General features: G+C 38.3%; 15 protein-coding genes and 1 pseudogene. 12 read left to right on the top strand and 4 right to left on the bottom strand.

Features of this window, described 5'->3' with window-relative positions:
- The first annotated feature begins 29 nt into the window (after positions 1 to 29).
- The 3 genes and pseudogenes from CLNEO_RS06250 (at position 30) to CLNEO_RS06240 (ending at position 3,762) form a co-directional block, all read left to right on the top strand.
- Positions 30 to 1,124, top strand: coding sequence for a YkvI family membrane protein (locus CLNEO_RS06250; protein ID WP_066086065.1), 1,095 nt, complete (start codon positions 30 to 32; stop codon positions 1,122 to 1,124).
- Between the two features lie 38 nt (positions 1,125 to 1,162).
- Positions 1,163 to 2,512 (top strand): aminotransferase class III-fold pyridoxal phosphate-dependent enzyme, encoded by a 1,350-nt coding sequence (locus tag CLNEO_RS06245; protein ID WP_066086062.1) that lies wholly within the window; start codon positions 1,163 to 1,165, stop codon positions 2,510 to 2,512.
- Between the two features lie 141 nt (positions 2,513 to 2,653).
- Positions 2,654 to 3,762 (top strand): annotated as a pseudogene (locus CLNEO_RS06240) (IS256 family transposase).
- A 570-nt stretch (positions 3,763 to 4,332) separates the two neighbouring features.
- On the opposite strand, the gene CLNEO_RS06235 reads toward CLNEO_RS06240, so the two are convergent.
- Positions 4,333 to 4,908 carry a hypothetical protein gene (locus CLNEO_RS06235; protein ID WP_066086059.1) on the bottom strand — a complete coding sequence of 192 codons (576 nt, stop codon included), beginning with the start codon at positions 4,906 to 4,908 and terminating at the stop codon, positions 4,333 to 4,335.
- A 79-nt stretch (positions 4,909 to 4,987) separates the two neighbouring features.
- A complete protein-coding gene (gene yunB / locus CLNEO_RS06230) occupies positions 4,988 to 5,626 on the bottom strand; it encodes a sporulation protein YunB (protein WP_066086055.1) in 639 nt (212 codons plus the stop codon).
- Positions 5,627 to 5,803: 177 nt separating this feature from the next.
- Between yunB and CLNEO_RS06225 the strand changes: the two genes are divergently transcribed.
- Complete coding sequence (locus tag CLNEO_RS06225; protein WP_157723495.1) at positions 5,804 to 8,500, top strand: transglycosylase domain-containing protein; 2,697 nt, start codon at positions 5,804 to 5,806, stop codon at positions 8,498 to 8,500.
- Positions 8,501 to 8,649: 149 nt separating this feature from the next.
- On the top strand, positions 8,650 to 9,642 hold the full coding sequence (locus CLNEO_RS06220; RefSeq protein ID WP_242864173.1) for a lipoate--protein ligase: 993 nt from the start codon (positions 8,650 to 8,652) through the stop codon (positions 9,640 to 9,642).
- Between the two features lie 111 nt (positions 9,643 to 9,753).
- On the opposite strand, the gene CLNEO_RS06215 is transcribed toward CLNEO_RS06220, so the two are convergent.
- Positions 9,754 to 10,551: a polysaccharide deacetylase family protein gene (locus CLNEO_RS06215; RefSeq protein ID WP_083531881.1), complete on the bottom strand. Its 798-nt coding sequence runs from the start codon at positions 10,549 to 10,551 to the stop codon at positions 9,754 to 9,756.
- A 136-nt stretch (positions 10,552 to 10,687) separates the two neighbouring features.
- Here CLNEO_RS06215 and CLNEO_RS06210 point away from each other — a divergent pair, with 136 nt between their 5' ends.
- The 4 genes from CLNEO_RS06210 (at position 10,688) to CLNEO_RS06195 (ending at position 14,382) form a co-directional block, all read left to right on the top strand.
- Positions 10,688 to 11,788, top strand: coding sequence for a PfkB family carbohydrate kinase (locus CLNEO_RS06210; RefSeq protein WP_066086050.1), 1,101 nt, complete (start codon positions 10,688 to 10,690; stop codon positions 11,786 to 11,788).
- Complete coding sequence (locus tag CLNEO_RS06205; protein WP_066086047.1) at positions 11,785 to 12,705, top strand: pseudouridine-5'-phosphate glycosidase; 921 nt, start codon at positions 11,785 to 11,787, stop codon at positions 12,703 to 12,705. The genes CLNEO_RS06210 and CLNEO_RS06205 overlap by 4 nt, the downstream gene beginning before the upstream one ends.
- Before the next feature lie 324 nt (positions 12,706 to 13,029).
- On the top strand, positions 13,030 to 14,187 hold the full coding sequence (locus tag CLNEO_RS06200; RefSeq protein WP_066086045.1) for a radical SAM protein: 1,158 nt from the start codon (positions 13,030 to 13,032) through the stop codon (positions 14,185 to 14,187).
- A 12-nt stretch (positions 14,188 to 14,199) separates the two neighbouring features.
- Positions 14,200 to 14,382, top strand: a complete 183-nt coding sequence (locus CLNEO_RS06195; RefSeq protein WP_066086042.1) for a FeoB-associated Cys-rich membrane protein — start codon at positions 14,200 to 14,202, stop codon at positions 14,380 to 14,382.
- Positions 14,383 to 14,531: 149 nt separating this feature from the next.
- Here CLNEO_RS06195 and CLNEO_RS06190 read toward each other — a convergent pair whose 3' ends face one another.
- Positions 14,532 to 15,233: a hydrolase gene (locus CLNEO_RS06190; RefSeq protein WP_066086036.1), complete on the bottom strand. Its 702-nt coding sequence runs from the start codon at positions 15,231 to 15,233 to the stop codon at positions 14,532 to 14,534.
- Between the two features lie 239 nt (positions 15,234 to 15,472).
- Between CLNEO_RS06190 and CLNEO_RS06185 the strand changes: the two genes are divergently transcribed.
- The 3 genes from CLNEO_RS06185 to CLNEO_RS06175 all read left to right on the top strand — a co-directional run bounded on the left by CLNEO_RS06185 (position 15,473) and on the right by CLNEO_RS06175 (position 18,552).
- Positions 15,473 to 16,375, top strand: coding sequence for a hemolysin family protein (locus tag CLNEO_RS06185; RefSeq protein WP_066086032.1), 903 nt, complete (start codon positions 15,473 to 15,475; stop codon positions 16,373 to 16,375).
- Positions 16,376 to 16,417: 42 nt separating this feature from the next.
- Positions 16,418 to 16,930 (top strand): ferritin, encoded by a 513-nt coding sequence (locus CLNEO_RS06180; protein WP_066086029.1) that lies wholly within the window; start codon positions 16,418 to 16,420, stop codon positions 16,928 to 16,930.
- A gap of 812 nt (positions 16,931 to 17,742) precedes the next feature.
- Positions 17,743 to 18,552, top strand: a complete 810-nt coding sequence (locus tag CLNEO_RS06175) for a DUF4397 domain-containing protein (RefSeq protein WP_066086026.1) — start codon at positions 17,743 to 17,745, stop codon at positions 18,550 to 18,552.
- The last annotated feature ends 28 nt before the right edge of the window (positions 18,553 to 18,580 follow it).

Raw genomic sequence — 18,580 nt, 5'->3', positions numbered from 1 at the left:
GGAAAAATATTAGCAAAAGGAGGAATCATATGAGTATTATAACGTCAAAAAAATTTCAAAAGTATTTTGTTCCCGGCATCGTTTTTCAATCCTGTGTAATCGCCGGGGGCTATGGAACTGGGCGAGAGCTTGTAGAGTATTTTATGGGATATGGGCCAATGGGGGGTGTGCTAGGAATGTGCATCGTTTCTCTGTTAACCTGGTCCATTGTTTGTGGTGTTTCTTTTGCATTTGCCCGCAAATTTAGAAAATACGATTATAAGAACTTTATGAAAAAACTTATGGGACCCGGATGGATCGTTTTTGAAATTGCTTACATAATTTTTATTTTAATTGTTTTAGCTGTTGTTTCCGCTTCAGCAGGCTCAATACTTCATGAACTTTTTGGTTTTAATAAGTGGGTTGGAATTATTGGTATGTCTGTTGCTGTTTTTCTATTGGTTATGAACGGTTCGGAAATGATTGAAAAAGTATTATCTTTGTGGTCCTTTGTATTATATGGGGTATATTTTCTTTTTTTAGTTTTAGTAATTTCCAAATACAATTCGGCCATTGGACAGAGTTTTGCAACGGTACCGGTAACAGGCAATTGGGCTTTGGGAGGCTTTCAATATGCATTCTATAATTTAGCAATTATTATTGCTGTCCTTTATACCATTAGGCATTGCGAGAATGAAAAGGAAGCCTTTTCTTCAGGACTAATCGCCGGTGTAATTGGTATTTTACCTGGAATCATTTTATTTGTGGCAATGGCAGGGTTTTATCCTGTAATTAAGGATCAGGAACTCCCTATAGACTATATTTTGATTCAAATGAATATGCCTTGGCTGCGTTATATTTTCCAAATTATTTTATTTGGTACGTTGATTGAAACAGGTTCAGGTCTGATCTATTCCATTACAGACCGTATTGCTGAGGGCTACAAAAGTAAGGGCAAAGAAGCGCCAAAATGGACTACACCTATAATAGCAGTGCTTCTTTTAGTAATAACAACATTTATTTCTTCCTATGGCTTGATTAATTTGATTGCAAAGGGATACGGAACATTGGCGTGGGTATTCTTTTTTGTATATGTAATACCAATTATGACGCTGGGGGTATATAAGCTTCTGAAAAAAGCTTGATAAGGGTTGGAATGGGTAATTTCAAGGAGATGAAGGTTATGAGTTTAACAACGACAAAAAGTGAAGCTTGGATCAACCGAGATAAAAAAGTGATTGCACCCTGTCAACATTTATCTTACTATCCATTAACAGTTCAAAAAGTTGAGGGAGAAATTATTTATGATCAGGATAATAATCGGTTTATAGACTTTCTAAGCAGTGCGTCTTCCTTAAATTTAGGAAGTGGTTTTCCGATGATCACCGAAGCATTGATAAATCAAATGAAACTGTATGTACAGTATACCCCTGCTTATATTTATAATACCCCGAATATCGCCTATGCTGAACGGCTAACATCCGTTTATCCCGGAGGCATTCAAGCAAAGGTATGCTTCGGAAATTGCGGCTCGGATGCCAATGATGCGGCAATTAAGTTTGCTAGGGCATTTACAGGGAGAAGTAAAATTATAACGTTTATTAACGGATACCATGGGAACACTTATGGGTCTATGTCATTAAGTGCTGTTACAACAAGGATGCGTTCAAAAATGGGCCCTTTTCTTCCCGATATTTTCTCCTTTCCTTTTTATGGTGATGATTTGGACAATGAAGTTTGCCAAGGAGAATGTACCAGAGAAATTGAGAGGGCGTTTGAAACCTATTTGCCGGCAGAAGAAGTGGCGGCAGTCATTATTGAGCCAGTGCAAGGGGATGCCGGTTTGATCCCAGCTCATGGGATATTTATGAATAAACTCCATGCTCTTTGTAAAAAAAATGGAATTCTTTTTATATCAGAGGAGGTACAGCAAGCATTTTTCAGAACCGGCAAGTGGTTTGCAATTGAACACTATGATATTGTTCCAGATGGAATTATATTGGGAAAATCCGTTGGAGGAAGCTTGCCGTTGGGGGCTTTTATGGCAAGAGGTGAAATTATGGATTCCTTGCCGGCCCCGGCGCATTTGTTTACATTAGGTGGTCATGCGTTGGCTTGCGCAACAGGATGCGCTGCTTTTGATTATATGCAAGGGGCAGATTTTCAGGATATTTTAGCAAAAAATGAGAATGCAATGGAAGATTATTTAAATGAAATTATGAAAAAATTTCCGGAATTTGTTACACAAAAAAGGGGAAAGGGAATGTCAAGAGGATTGGTTTTGACAAAACAAGACCAAAGAACAGGTGAGATCGTTCCTGATGAAATAGGTACTTATAAGGTTTTATATCGTGCATACGAAAAGGGTTTGGTAATGATTTCCCTTGGCAAAAACGTTTTGCGTATACAACCGCCATTGAACATCAAGCCTGAAAATTTGAAACGTGGCTTTGAAATTATTGATGAAGCCATCGAAGAATATTTGGACGAAAAAATTTCCGATGAAGTCTTAAAATATAGAGAAGGCTGGTAAATTACTGATTGAAATCGTTAAAATAATCAAGATAATTGAAAGCATGCCCCGCAATAAATGGGAGTCTGTGAAAGTTTTTTGCAAATAAGGTTTTATAAGGTCTTCTATGAAACAATATTAAATCATAGGAGGCCTTTTATTATGGCAAGAGAAAAGAAACCAGTACAAAAATACAAATGACAGACGAAAAACGCAACATCATTCAACAGCTCCTGCAGGAGCATGACATTAAGACATCCAAGATGCACTTAAGGATCTGCTTGTCGGCACCATCAAAGAAATGATGGAAGCTGATATGGATGACCATCTTGGCTATGAAAAGTCAGAACGCTCTGACAGCGATGATTATCGCAATGTTTACAAGTCAAAGTGTATCAGCAGTAGTTATGGAAGCATGGATAACCCGTTCCGCAGGATGGTAAGTCGATCTTGAAACCACAGGTGGCCAAAAAATGCCAGAAATATGCCAAAGGTATGAGCACCAAACAGATTTCAGATGCCCTCAAGGAAATTTATGGGGTTAAGACTCCGAGGGCTTTATTTCTGATGTTACGGACAAAATCATGCCCAGATCGAGGACTGGCAGAATCGCCCTCTTTCAGAGATATATCCAGTATTGTACATTGATGTCATCCACTATTCTGCTGGGGATAACGGGATTATCCGAAAACTTGCGACATATGTCATTCTTGGTATTGACAATGACGGGTACAAGGAAGTATTGACCATTAGAAGGAGAAAATGAAAGTTGTAAGTACTGGCTTTCTGTTCTTAATAATTATCTATGAGATGGTTTGACTGGAATCAAGGAAGCTATATCTACAGCATTTCCAAAAACAGAGTAACAACGCTGTATCGTTCATCAGGTACGCAATACAATGAAATATGTGGCTGACAAGGATAGGAAATCGTTTCGCGCAGATTTAAAGTACATTTATCAAGCGCCCAATGAGGAAAAAGCTCTTGATGCCCTAGAAAGTGTCACCGAAAAAGGGGATGCAAAATATCCGAACTCCATGAAAAGCTGGAAGCAGAACTGAGAGGCCATTTGTCCAGTTTTTAAATTTTCAACAGAAGTGCATAAAGTAATTTATACCTCAAATGCTATTGAAAGCCGGAATGCACCATACCATACGCTGAACCATCAAAGGAGCTTATTCCCTAGGAATACAGCATTTCTAAAAGCTCAGTACTTATCAACATTTGAGGGAACAAAGGAATGGAATCTGCTCCTTGGAAACTGGGGATAGGTCTACGGTGAACTCAGTATCATGTATGAAGGGAGGCTACCTCAATAAGTCACTCATTTATGCTGACTTTTTAGCAGGCGGCATTTTCGCCTGCTATTGACATACATTAATATTTGTTATTATATAAAACAAGGTTTAAAGGCTGATTCCAAAGCCCTCAGACCAGTTCTTATCATAGAAGATTCGTATTTACAGACTTTTCTTTATAAACTCAAAGCCACTTGATTTGTTGTATATCTAAATCTCTGTAATCTTAGGATAAATTAAATATATGTATTTTTTAAAATATCTATAATTGCCTGTGAATGAGGGATATTATTTACAATTATTTGGGGCATTCCCATAGAATCATCTCCCCAAATAATATATAGAAATAGAGTAAAATGAAATAAGACAACGGCTCATACTATATTTTATACGAGAGACATATTGTGTGATTCTTTTTATGGTTATTCTAATAATGCTCAATCGAAAGGAAAGGGAAACTCCAAGAAAATAACAGTGCCAGAAACAGAGGTTGCCGCCAGCACTGCTATTATTATTCATATTGAGGTGTATCAAACGCAGTGATTATTTTCCAATGGATTTTTTGTAGGCTGCAATATCAGCATCTGACAGAGGTTTTAATTCTTCGGGTGCTCTCCATCTAACCCATATTCTACCTTGTAACCCAGGAATATCCAACGGAGCATCCAGAGAATCTTTATCAATGGCAACCACAGTATCATTATCCCCATTAAACATAATTTCAAAGGGCTTAAGCTCACCGTTTTCAAAAACAAACATCTGTGTGCTGTAAAAATTTAAAAAACCGGCTTCACTTAAAAGATATTCCTCCAATTTTTCCAAGGAAGGAATCGTGACCAGATACCAATTTCCATCGGAATCAGAGTAGTCATACAGCTGATATCCCGTAAATTCCAGTTCCTCTTCGCCCGTTGCTCCCTTATCAGTGTTTGCTGCGCCTTTTAAAGTTAATGGTTTTCCATTTTTTCCATTGCTTAAAATTTCCGTTCCCGCAAGGAAACAATCAACAAAACCCTTTACCTCATTTTCTTTGTGCTTATCTTTAATTATCATATAGTCGCCATTATCATAAGAAAGGCCACCAACCTCGTTTAGAAATTCTTTTAATGTTTTAATCATTTCCAGTACCTCCAAAAAATAGAAAATCAAATTCCACTTACCATTTAATAATATTTTAACCAATCTGTCAATAGATATTCTAGTTTTGGCCTGCGCTGAAATAAAGTCCGGGTACTTTTCCGCCAATAATTGTATCTACCAGCATAATTTTTTTTGTCAAAGAAATCTTCTCAGAATAAAGAGGGTTTACAATTTGAATTTCGAGAGTCACATTTATCCATATCTTATAATTAATTTGATTAATTCCTGCGGTTACAAAAGAGGTTTCGTAATCCGAAGTGATTTCCCCACTGGGCATTAAGGTAAAAGGAATCAGTGGCCCCCAATTTGCAAAGAAATTCGTTTTTGATGCAGCCCCTAAAGGTATTAAAATCCGTTCATTTGGCAAGGCTTGCATGGCGGTATTAATTTTTTTATTTAAATTTGTGCAAAAAAGATTAATTTGCTGGGTATTCACACTGTATGTAGCGTTCTCTTTGTCGTTCATAATTAAAAAGGTATCCGAGGATGGCATTTGTTCCGCCATAACTTTTTGAATAGAATCATTTATAATTTCATTCGCCATAGCCATAGAACGATTATGGGAAATTTCTTGCAGGGAAGGCACAACTTTCATTTCTATTTTGTACATAACGAAAATAGTCAGAAGGAACGCACAAATAAAAAAAATAAAAAGAGATAGTATTCCGTTAATTTTTTTGCGTCTCCTAGTCCTCATTTTTTTCACCTCTTTAAACAAGATATGAATCAAAGCTAAAGATTATCAAAAAGAAATAGGAACAGAAACTACATAGTTACCCATTCAAAAATGCTTAAGATTGTTTTAAATAAATTTTTCTTTTCCTATTTAGTGATTTCTGCTATAATTATATTGAATTAAAGGGGGTTTATGTATATGAGTGAAACGCATCAGAGGAGACGCCCGCCTGAGGGTACTCCAAGGAGCAGTTCGTCATCTCGCCCAACTCGTTCAAATCCAAAAAAGAAAAAACGACGCAGGCGCAAAGGCGTGGGGAAATTTTTTAAGATCCTTGTGGCGATTGTCGTGATTGTTGGTTTTGCAGTTGTGGGCGCTGGTTTAGGAACAGTGTTTGGAATTCTAAAGGGTACGGATATGTTGAACACTTCCGATGTTACACCGGAATCGTATACTTCGCTTATATATGATGCCAGTGGGGCAGAGTTTGATAAGCTTCATGGGGATGAAAACAGAGAGTATGTTAAGCTAAGCCAAATCTCCGAATATATGCGGGAGGCAGTGATTGCCATTGAGGATGAACGTTTTTATGAGCATAATGGAATTGACTTGCGTGGTATTATGAGAGCAACGGTGCAAAATGTGATGCAAATGAGTTTCTCTCAGGGTGCTAGCACAATTACGCAGCAGCTAATTAAAAACGAGGTATTGTCAAAAGAAAAAACCATAGTAAGAAAAGTAAAAGAGCAATACTTAGCCATTTCCTTGGAAAAATCCTTGGAAAAGCAGCTTGGAACAAAAAAAGGAGCGAAGGACTATATTTTAGAATTGTACCTAAATACAATAGGGTTAAGTCATGGGTTAAATGGCGTTGAGGCGGCGGCGCAATATTATTTTGGCAAGAATGCCAACGAGCTTACTCTGGCGGAAAGTGCATCCATTGCGGGGATTACGAAAAATCCAAGCCAATATGCACCAGATACAAAACCAGAGGACAATAAAGAGCGTCAAATGACTATATTAAAGAAAATGCTTGATTTGGGCAAAATTACCCAAAGTGAATATGATCAGGCGGCGGCGGAGGATATTTATGCCAACCTGGTTTGCAGTGATGTGGATGATGAAACTGCAACAGCAAATCATAATTATTTTGTGGAAGCAATGATTAACCAGATTGCAGCGGATTTGGTTGAAAAGAAAGGCTATAACAGAAAGCAGGCATATGATTTGATTTACAGTGGTGGTTTGCAGATTTACTCAACCATGGATACAACCATGCAGAGCGCTATGGAAAGTGCATTTTTGGATGACAGCCTTTTTCCTGCCTCCGATGGCACCCTTGATGTAACCTATTTGATTTCTGTTATGGATACAACAAACGCAGATGCAAATAGCAATCAAACCCATTATGAGAAAAAAACTACAGCAAAAACACAGGATGAGGTGGATGCATTCGTTGCCTCTGTTCAAGAAGAATTATTGGATGAAACCCATGTTTTGGTGCTGGATAAGGTTACTGTTTCCAAGTCCTTACAGGCAGCCATGGTTATTATGGATCAACATACCGGTGAAATCAAGGCACTGGTAGGCGGTAGGGGACAAAAGCCCGGAGATTCAGTATTTAACCGCGCTACGCAAGCTTTGCGCCAGCAGGGCTCGGCGATGAAACCGTTGGCTTCCTATGCACCAGCCGTTGATATGGGGCTTTTGATGCCGGGTTCGGTAATTATTGATGAACCCATAACCTATGGCAGTTGGTCGCCCAGAAACTGGAATGGTAAATTTCTTGGGCCTTGTACTGTAAGACAGGGTATTCGTGATTCCATGAATATTTTAGCAATAAAAACCTTTATGATGGTAGGGGCAGAGTCGTCTTACAAATATATGGAAAACTTCGGGTTATCAACCTTAGTGGAAGAGGATAAGGCGGGAACAACAGCTCTGGGGGGTTTGACGAAGGGGATTTCTGTTTTGGAAGGCACGGCTGCCTATGCTGCTATAGCAAATGGCGGTGTTTATAACGAACCGCACTATTATACCGTTGTGTACGATCACGATGGTAATGTATTGCTGGATAATGGAAATATTGACACGCATAGAGTAATTAAAGAAACTACAGCGTATATGCTGACAGATATGATGAAGGATGTAATTACCGGCGGTGGTAGTGCCACCGGGCATAAGGCAGCAATCAGCGGTATGACGGTAGCGGGAAAAACTGGTACAACCAACGATACGAAGGATTTAACCTTCTATGGATACACGCCTTATTATACAGCGGGAATTTGGATGGGGTATGATACTGCAAAGTTAATTGCTAATGCAGGAAATGCCCACTTGAATATTTGGCGTACAGTTATGAGCCAGGTGCATCAAGGCCTTACAAACAAGGATTTTCAAAAACCCAGTGGAATTGTTACCCAGACATATTGTTCCGCTTGTGGTGGCATTCCTTCTGAGTTATGTAGTCAGGACTATTATGGACTTACAACCCATACGGATATTGCTGCGGCAGATTTTAAAGGGTCTGCTGAAGTTTGCACAGCGCATAAGGTATTTACCATATGCAGAGAATCGGGTAAGCTTGCTACAGAAAATTGCTCTGCTTCCAGTCGAATGGATGTTGTGTTAGCCGTGGATGATGAGGGAAATATCCTTGGAAAGCCTTCCACAATACCGGATGGGAAAATGGATATTAATATCAATGAGACCTGTGATTACAATCATTCAGTGAGCCCTATTATCCCTCCTTATGATGATACTTTTCCTTTTGGCAACGGGAATAATGAAGGCAACAACAATGGTACAGGCACGAATTCGCCCGGAGATACGGGTTATAATGATACAATCCCGGGTGAGGATGTATGGCAAGATGATAACTTTGGTATAAATTGATTGAAACAAAAAACTTCCTTAATCCCGTTCAAATGGGTTTGGGGGAGTTTTTTTAAGGCAGAAAAAGAATGGATTTTCGAAAGAATAGGTGGTAAAATAGAAAGGCTATGAATACAAAAGAATTGGCTTTTGCCAGAGGAGGAAGGAATATGTCAATGGTTTATTTAAAATCACCCAGCACAGACCCTGCGTTTAACTTAGCTTTAGAACAATTTGTGTTTGATAAAATGGACCGCAGTAAGGAGTATTTTATGCTGTGGCAAAACAATAACGCAGTCATTGTTGGTAAGAATCAAAATACTTTCGGCGAAGTAAATCCTAAGGTGGTTGATGAAAAAGGTATAGAAGTAATTCGTCGTCTTTCTGGCGGCGGAGCAGTTTACCATGATTTAGGGAATTTGAACTTTACTTTTATTATGGATGCAAAAGATGCAAGCGATTTAGATATTAAGCTGTTTTGCCAACCGGTTGCGTCCTTGTTGCAAAAATTGGGCGCAGATGCGCAGGTAAACGGCAGAAATGATATTACGATTGATGGGAAGAAATTTTCCGGCAATTCTCAATATTTAAAAGAAGGCCGCATTATGCATCACGGAACGCTTATGTTCAACTCGGATTTGGATGTGGTTGCCGCCGTGTTAAATGTAGCAGGGGACAAATTTCAGTCAAAGGCTGCAAAATCCGTAAAAAGCCGAGTAACAAATGTTAAGCCCTATCTTAAAGAGGATTTAACAATGGAGGAATTTCAAAAGCAACTGGTTCAATATGTGTTTGGGGAAATGCCCATTGAAACCTATGAATTGACCCCAAAAGATATAGAGGAAATTGAAAAAATAAAAGCAGAGCGCTATGCCTTGTGGGATTGGAACTATGGCAGATCCCCCGAATATACAGTGCAAAAGGAACGTCGCATTGATGGTTGCGGAAAAATCGAAGCACATATGAATACAAAGGACGGGAAAATTGTAGAAGTGAAATTTTTTGGAGATTTCTTTGGCGTGAGTGATCATGAAGAGCTGTCAAAAGTTTTAGAAGGTTGTGAAATAAAGAGAGAGGCATTAAAAAAAGCTTTAGAAAATACAGAAATAGAGAAATATTTCCATGGGATTTCTATGGAACAGTTTATTGAAATTTTAATATAAAAAACAAGAGGGTGCCCAAAGGACAATGGTTTGTGTCATTTTGGAAGGGCATCCTCTTTTTTATTTATAATTCGTATTTGTAAGAGTAAATTTTTTCTGGTGAAAAACCAATTACGTTGCAGATGTAGATTTTTTTTGCCGTCCTTCGTGATCCAATTCAAAATTATCCCTGTAAATTAGTTGAGATATGGGTACAAGTTCGTAGCCTTTTTCTTTTAGGCCCTTTATGATTGCATCCAAGACCTCGGGGGTATATTTGGCATCGTTGTGGAAAAGAATGATGGAGCCGTTGCTAAGATGTTTATGATTTAACACTTGGTTTAATTCGTGATCGGCTCCCAATTCTTTCCAGTCCAAGCTGTCAACATTCCATTGAATTGGATAATAAGAATTTGCAAAGGCTGTTTCGATAACCGTATTATTATACTCCCCAAAGGGCGGCCGGAACAGATCCATTTCCATTCCTGTTAAATCTTTTACGGTCTTATGGCAGTCTGCCAATTCTTTTGAAATTTGCTCAGAATTCAATTGATTCATATGAGGGTGAGTGGAAGAATGATTCCCCAAATCGTGGCCGGCTTCAGCAATTTTTTTTACCTCATCGGGATAATCCTCCACCCAATAGCCGCAAAGGAAAAACGTAGCCTTTACGTTATTGTCGGCAAGAATCCGCAACAATTCGTCTGTGTCGTCAGCCCCCCAAGCTGCATCGAAACTAATGGAAACCTGGGGTTTATCCGTTTCTACACAGTAAATTGGGAGTTTTCTTTCGGTTTTTGCAGAAACAAGGGCGGATACTCTTGCTGCTGTCGGGGGAATTAAACAGGTGCAAACACCAATGCAAGCGACTGCTGCGAAGGCAATCAAAATATGTTTTTTCCTGATATGTACTGCTTTAAATAAGTTCATCGTAAACCTCCGGGCTTTTTTACCAATATATCGTTGAATAAATAAAAATATGAAGAAAACCACTTGACAATAGTAAAAAAGAAAATTAATATAAATATATGTTTACTAAATAAGCAATTGTTAAGAAGGTGATGGCTTGACACAAAGAGAACGTGAAATATTCGAAATTATCCGTGCAATGCCAATGATAGAACAAAGCGACATTGCACAAAAGCTAACGATAACTCGTAGCTCTGTGGCTGTGCACATTGCAAATTTACAGAAAAAGGGTTATATTTTGGGGCGTGGATATTTGCTCAAGGAGCAGGATTATATCGTTGGAATTGGTGCAGCAAATGTAGATATTCATGGAAAAAGCAAAAAAAACATTAATTTGAGAGATAGCAATCCTGGCAATATGAATTCCTCCGCTGGAGGGGTTACAAGAAATGTTTCTGAAAACCTGGCGAGGCTTGGTGCTCCGGTTAAATTGATTACAGCCCTAGGTGATGATATTTATGCGGAGCAAATTCGCAGCGAATGCACGGCCGCAGGCATTGATTTTTCCCACAGCATGGTGGTAGAGAAGCATCCTTCCTCCACATATATTTCTATTTTGGATGAAAATGGAGATATGTTTGTTGCAATGTCTGACATGACAGTGCTGCAACAGATGAATATGGATTTCTTAAAAACAAAATCAGGAATTATTAGCGGAGCAAAATATATTACCTGCGACGCAGGCCTTCCAGAGGAGGTTTTGGAAGGGATTCTTGATGTGTATGGCACACAAACTCCTGTTTTTATTGATCCGGTTTCTTGTACCTACGCAGAGAAATTAAAACCAATCGTAGGAAAGGTGGATACGCTAAAGCCCAACCGAATGGAAACGGAAGTCATAAGCGGCGTAGAAATTCATAGTGAAACTGATCTGGAGCGTGCGGCAGATGTTCTTTTGGAAAAAGGATTAAAACATATTTACATCAGTCTTGGTTCTGAGGGATGTTTTTATATGAACCGTGATGGCATGAAAATAAAACGTGCCTTAAAGCCCTTGAAGCAAATGGAAAACGCCACCGGAGGCGGAGATGCTTTTATGGCGGCAGTGCTGTATTCCAGGCTGGTAGACTTTGAAATAAACAAAACTTTGGATTTTGCTTTGGCGGCAGGCGTTGGGGCGGTTTCCTATAAAAGCACGATTAATCCAAATATGAGTGTGAATTTAATTGAAAAAATATTGGAGGAAAGAAGACTATGAATCTAGAAAAATATTTAACCATTACCCCTGAAATTCAAGAAGCAATTAAGAGCAATAAACCGATTGTTGCGCTGGAAAGTACCATCTTAAGTCATGGTATGCCTTATCCGGAAAATGTTGTTTTTGCCCATAAGGTTGAAGATATTGTACGCAAAGAAGGTGCAATTCCTGCCACCACAGCGATCATTGGCGGAAAGCTTAAGGTAGGCCTTACTGCCGATGAGCTTGAGATTATGTGCAAAGGCGAAAACATAGGGAAGGTAAGCCGTCGCGATGTTGCTGTATATTTGGCAACGGAAAAAGCAGGAGCCACTACTGTTGCTACTACAATGATGATTGCCGCCATGGCGGGCATTCGGATTTTTGCCACTGGCGGTATTGGCGGCGTGCATAGAGGAGCAGCAGAAACAATGGACATTAGTGCGGATTTGCAGGAGTTGGCTCATACACCCGTAGCGGTTGTTGGTGCCGGCGCAAAGTCGTTATTGGATATTGGTCTTACATTGGAATACTTGGAAACCATGGGCGTACCAGTCATTGGGGTAGATACGGATGATTTCCCTGCTTTTTATTGTAGAAAGAGTGGATATAAAGTGGATTTCAATGCAAAAGATGAAAAACTGATAGCAAGGATTTTAAAAACAAAGTGGGATTTGGATATCGAAGGTGGCGCATTGATTGCGAACCCAATTCCTACTGAATATGAGCTGGATTTTGATGAAATGGAAGGCGTTATCAATCGTGCCTTAGAATTGGCAAAAGAGCAGGGGATTCGTGGAAAGGAAACCACACCGTTCCTATTGAAGCATATCAAAGACATGACGGAGGGTGTTTCTTTTGCATCCAATTTGCAACTTGCTTATAATAATGCAAAAGTTGCCTCCAAAATTGCAGTAGAATATGCAAAATTAAGCTGATTTTACACAAAATTCTGTTTTTGGCGTGTGACCATAAAAAATCCTAAAAGTTGTAGATGCAATTTTTAAGGTTGATTCGTTTATAAGAATGTCAAAGAGAAATAGCACACCTTCCAAATGATAAATACGCAGGAAAAGCCCGTAAACATTGCATAATTTGCTTCGTTTTACGGGCTTTTGTTTGCAGCAAATGCTGTGATTCAAACACAAAAATATGGAAAAGTATCGTTTTCAGCTTGTCCCTATAATTTCAGCTTGCATTTTCACAGTATATTATATAAAATGCAAGAAAGACATATGGCTTTTTTTGAAGGGAGTGAGTTTATGGAACAGGGCGTATTTCAAATTGGGCCCATCCGTCCGCCCAGTGAGGCGAACAGTTTATTACTTCGGGTGACGGAAAACTGTCCTTGGAATAAATGTAAATTTTGTATGCTATATAAAAACAGCGCTTTTCACACCAGACCGGTGGCGGAAGTAAAAAAAGATATTGATGTGATGGCGGAATATCGGGATAGAATTCTTACCCATATAGAAGAATGTGGTGAGTACAATATGGAGGCAATTCAGCAGGATTACTTGTCCTTGCCCAGCGATGAAGCCAAAATCTGCTATCAAATGGTTTTTACATGGCTGACTGAGGGAAACAAGCAGGCAATTTTTTTGCAGGATGCAAACACCATGGTTTTACGGCCTGATTGGTTGATAGAAATTGTATGTTATGTAAGAGAGCGCTTGCCTGAAATTCAAAGGATTACATCTTATGGCAGAGCAAATACAATGGCCCGCATTTCGGCGGAAGATTTCAAACGCTTGCGAGCCGCCGGCTTGGATCGTATTCATTCTGGGTATGAATCGGGTTCGGACAAGGTTTTGGAGATGATTGGAAAGGGCGCAACCCAAGAGGATGAAATTATCGGAGGAAAAAAGGTAAAAGAAGCAGGAATTGAGCTTTCCATTTATTTCATGCCGGGCGTTGGAGGCAGAGCCTTGTCTGACGAAAATGCCATTGAAACAGCGAAGGTAATCAATGAAGTAAATCCCGATTTTGTGCGTTTGCGTACCTTCGTTTTAAGAACAGGCTCTTTGATGGAGGAACTTCAGGCTTCCGGGGTTTATCGGGAGCTGCGAGATATGGAAAAGCTTTTGGAGATCCGGAAAATGCTTGCTCATATTGACACGAAAAAAGCCCACGGCAAAATCACCAGCGATCACATCATCAACCTGTTACAAGAGGTAACAGGTTATATGGATAAAGATTTGTCATGGATGCTAGAGTATATTGATTCCTTTTTGGCACTGCCGGAGCTGGAGCAAAAGAAATATCAATTGGCAAGGCGAATGGGATTCCCTTTGGATTGGAAATATCTGTACCGTATGCAACCCTCTGACCAGTCCCGCGTTGAAGAAATGGCCAAAAACATTGTTGATGAAAAGGAATGGGAAGCCTTGCTCCACCGTTTTACCGACCGCTATATTTAAGGAGATGAATACATGAATACGGAAACTGTTTTTACTACGGTAATTCCGATTATTTTAGTAGTTTGTATTGTTGGTTACAATTTGCGTAAAATGCAAAAAAATTTGAAGAACATGAAAAATGAATGTAGTGGCGGCTGCAAGGGTTGTGCCCACAGTGCAAGCTGCAGCAAGGCTGAAAAAGAAAAGGACGAATAAATTCCCAATTTTCTGTTTAAGTAGGCATGTGATAAGTGAAAAATTGCTACAATATAAAAATACAACAATCTTTAACATTTGTAATAATTTTTATTGATTTTTTGTCAAAAAATGCTCGATTTGAGTTAATGCTCAAATCGGGCAATATTTTATTTTTCTATATTTTTTTCCTTCTGCTGCTGTTCATTCTCTGTTCGATAGCGGCTCATAAGTCCGTGGAATAAATCCATAGCCGTTGGCGGCGTAAAGCTGATTGCGTTTGCCCCGGCATCAATGGTACGTTTAATACTTTCATTGGATGGGCCGCCTGTTGCAATAATGGGGACATGTGGATATTTTTGACGAATGGCATAAACCACATCGGGGGTACGGCTTGCTGCGGAAACGTTTAAAATACTTGTGCCAGCTGCCAGCCTTCCGTCTATGTCGTTGTTTTCGTCTAAAACCGTAACGATAATAGGTATATCAATAATTTCATTAATATGTTGGATTACAGAATTACTGGTGGGGGCATTTACAACGACACCCATGGCACCTAAGGCTTCTGCGTCCTTTGCTAGCATAACAACACGAGGGCCTGTTGTCGTACCGCCGCCGACACCACAAAAAACAGGTATACTTGAGGCGGAAACAATAGCGTCTGCAATGATTTGTTGAGGTGTAAAAGGATATACTGCTAAAACTGCATCGGCATTACAGTTGCGGATAATCGCAATGTCTGTTGAAAAAATCAAAGATTTAATTCGCTTTCCCCAAATAACAATACCACTGGCGCTCCAAATTTCTTGGGGCATTGTTACAATATGCTTTCTTAATCTGCTGTCAACACGGGGAATATTTTTTTCAGCCATACTTTATCTCCTTTCACGATAAAATACATAAAAATTGTTAAAATTTTATTAAAAAGTTGTTATAATTATACAATTTTTTTGTGTGTTTGTCAAGAGTTTTTGTGTAAAATGAGAAAAAAAGAAAATTGTGAAAAATTCAAATTACGATGAAACAATAACCAAAACTTGACATGTTCAAGGATTAATAATAAACTATTGATAGATTTAAATTTTTGTATTTTTTGGAGGATGATTGTATTTTGGGAACCGTAATAGGTTTGGTCATTTCCATAATTCTGAATATTGTTTTGTTGTTTTTTCTGTGGAAAATGGAGGGAGCAAAAAAGCGGGCAATTATTACAGAAGAAGGAATCCGTATGATGGTGGATGCCGGTGGAGATAATGGCAGTATTGACGAAACAGAAAAAAACATGATCAATAATATTTTTGAATTAGGGAATACTTATGTGGGTGAAATTGCAACCCACAGAACAGACATTGTTGCAATTCCCTATGATGCTTCTTTTATAGAGATTGTGAAGGTGATTGCAGAGGAAAAATACTCTCGCATCGTTGTTTATCATGATAATATTGATAACATAATTGGTCTGTTTCATGTGAAAGACATGGTGAAATTTTTTCTTTCGGAAGACCATGATAAAAACAATTTTGACTTGAAGGAGATTCTTAAAAAGCCGTATTTTGTACCTTTTTCGAAAAAAACAGATGAGCTTTTTCGTGAAATGCAAAGAGATAAGGTACATATGGCAATTATCATTGATGAGTACGGCGGTACTGCCGGTCTGGTTACCATGGAGGACTTAATCGAAGAAATCGTGGGTAACATTTTTGACGAATATGACCTTGAAGAAGAAGAAGACATTTGTATTGTTGACGAAAATATCTATCGAATTTATGGAACGACGGATTTGACGGATGTGGAAGATTTACTTGAAATTTCCTTTGAAGATGGAGAAAATTATGATACCTTAGGTGGCTACCTCATCGGCCAGTTGGGAAGGATTCCGGAAGAGGAGGAAACTCCAGAAATTGCGGTAGGAAATTGGCTTTTTCGCATTGAAAATATTGAAGAAAAGCGCATTGAAAAAGTATTGGCTTTGCGTTTAGAAACCCCAGAAGATGTTACCAACGAAAAGGAATAATATTTAAAGTCCTTTTCCAAAAAAAATACAGGAGGGATAAATATGTTGGATAAAAAAGTGATAGAACTCTTAAACGATCAAATTACAAAGGAATTTTACTCTGCCTATTTGTATTTAGACTTTGCAAACTTTTATGAATCAAAAGGCTTAGAGGGTTTTGCAAACTGGTTTAAAGTGCAAGCACAAGAGGAAAGAGATCATGCAATGCTCTTTTATCAATATCTGCAAAACAATAATCAGCGCGTAGACTTTCAGGCAATTGGAAAGCCTGATGTTGAAATGGAAGCCTTGATGGATCCATTAAAGGCAGCTTTGGCCCATGAGGAATATGTAACCGATTCCATCCATACAATTTATACTGCAGCACAGGAGGTACATGATTATCGTACGCTTCAATTTTTGGATTGGTTTGTTAAGGAACAAGGCGAAGAAGAAACAAACGCAAACAATTTAATTACAAAAATGGATCTGTTTGGAAGTGATGCAAAAGGGCTTTATATGTTGGACAACGAATTAAAGGCAAGAGTGTATGCAGCACCATCACTGGTTCTCTAATGGAAAAATGTAGATAACTAGCTTTCTTACAATGTTCTTCAAAGTGAAAAAAGCTCAGTTTCTTCAATTTTTTTGATAATACAGAGGACAAACAGATGAGTTCTTGGGATCAAAAGGTATTGTAACTCCTACTTTTTTCGGATTGGCAAAGCTCATCCTACGGATTCCATTTGGGAACTCTTTGTTTCCCAAACCCTTCCGTTGTATAAAAATGACTTTATCTACAGCCAAGCGTATACAGATTTTGTATACGCTTTTTTTATTGCAATAATGAATTATCCATGGGAAAGTATGCTTGCTTGAATACAATGCTGTTATAAGATGTTAGTAAAACTTTCGTTTTGAGGTATAAAGGTAGATTAATTCTAATTTTTCTTCATTATTTTGTCTTATTTTTTTATAATGTAAGTTGCTAAAACCTCAGCGGTATACAGGGTAGGGATCATTGAGTTGAAAAAGCTGATGGAATTAACCTCGTAGTAAAATAAAAAAGTGGAATACGTTAGGAAGGGAGCTGCCGTTGTGAGGATAAGGGCAATAAGAGTGGCACCTTTTTTGTATGCTAACTTTGCGGGTTGAAAAAACAGGTTTTCAAAGTTATTAACCCTAACTGACTTATATTTTTATCCTGTGTTTTTAGAAATACCATCTTTAGTCGAGCGTTGGGACAATAAATTCACAGCTTGAGAAAGCTTGCACAGCCATTGGTTAGGTTTTTTTATTATATTGCAAGAAGAACACTGGTCCGATAAATTCACGCTAAAATTTGTCCTATCATATTGTAAAATAAAAAGAATGGTGAGGGTGTGACCATGACTGAAAAAAATCGCAATATAATTGAAACAAGTGATGAAATGAATATCCCTTTGCCAATTCCTGAAAATGAAATTAAAGAGTATTATGATATTTTCACTGTGGAAAAAAACGGTGACTCTATCCGCAAGCTTTGTCGTGAAGCTAATATTATTCCAAATGTAAAAGATATTCAAATTCCAATCATCTCGGGGATTACACTATATAGCTATTTGAGGTTTTTTAATGCCTTTTCCTCTGTGACTAAAGTTGATGTATATGTGAATGGGAAAAAAATCGCATCCAATTTATGTTATAAAAGCTTTACTAGGTATTATAAAGCTTTCCCAGGGTACTATTATATTCAAATTTTTAAGTCGGGAAAAACGACGAAGCCCCTTTTTGTTACCAATATTCAGTTGATTGGCTATCAGATTTACACGGGGGCAATTACAGGAATAGATGACCAACTTTTTTTTGCTTTGATAAATGATCGAACTTTTCAAATTCCAAAAGGAAAAGCAGCGCTTCGTCTCATTCAGCTTTCCCCAAACGCACCATTGATGGATGCATGTCTTGATAATACTCTAATTATAACGGAGATTGATTTTAGTGAGGTTAGCCGGTATTTACTCGTGCCTTCTGAAATTCACATTTTGAAAATAAGGGATTATATTAATAATAATATATTATTGGAAACGGCAAAAATAAAGCTTGATGAAATTTGTGCATACACAGCTTATGTGATTGGGAATTTTAATTGTACTAATTCTGCCGTGGGGTTAGAAATTATAATTGAAATTGAAGGCATCTCTTTTTTAAAATTTTAAATGGTTTTTTCATGAAAAAGCTAGTAGT

The organism is Anaerotignum neopropionicum (assembly GCF_001571775.1).
Taxonomy (GTDB): domain Bacteria; phylum Bacillota; class Clostridia; order Lachnospirales; family Anaerotignaceae; genus Chakrabartyella; species Chakrabartyella neopropionicum.
The sequence above is the reverse complement of the archived record's forward strand: the minus strand, read 5'-3'. Positions and strand labels throughout refer to the sequence as shown.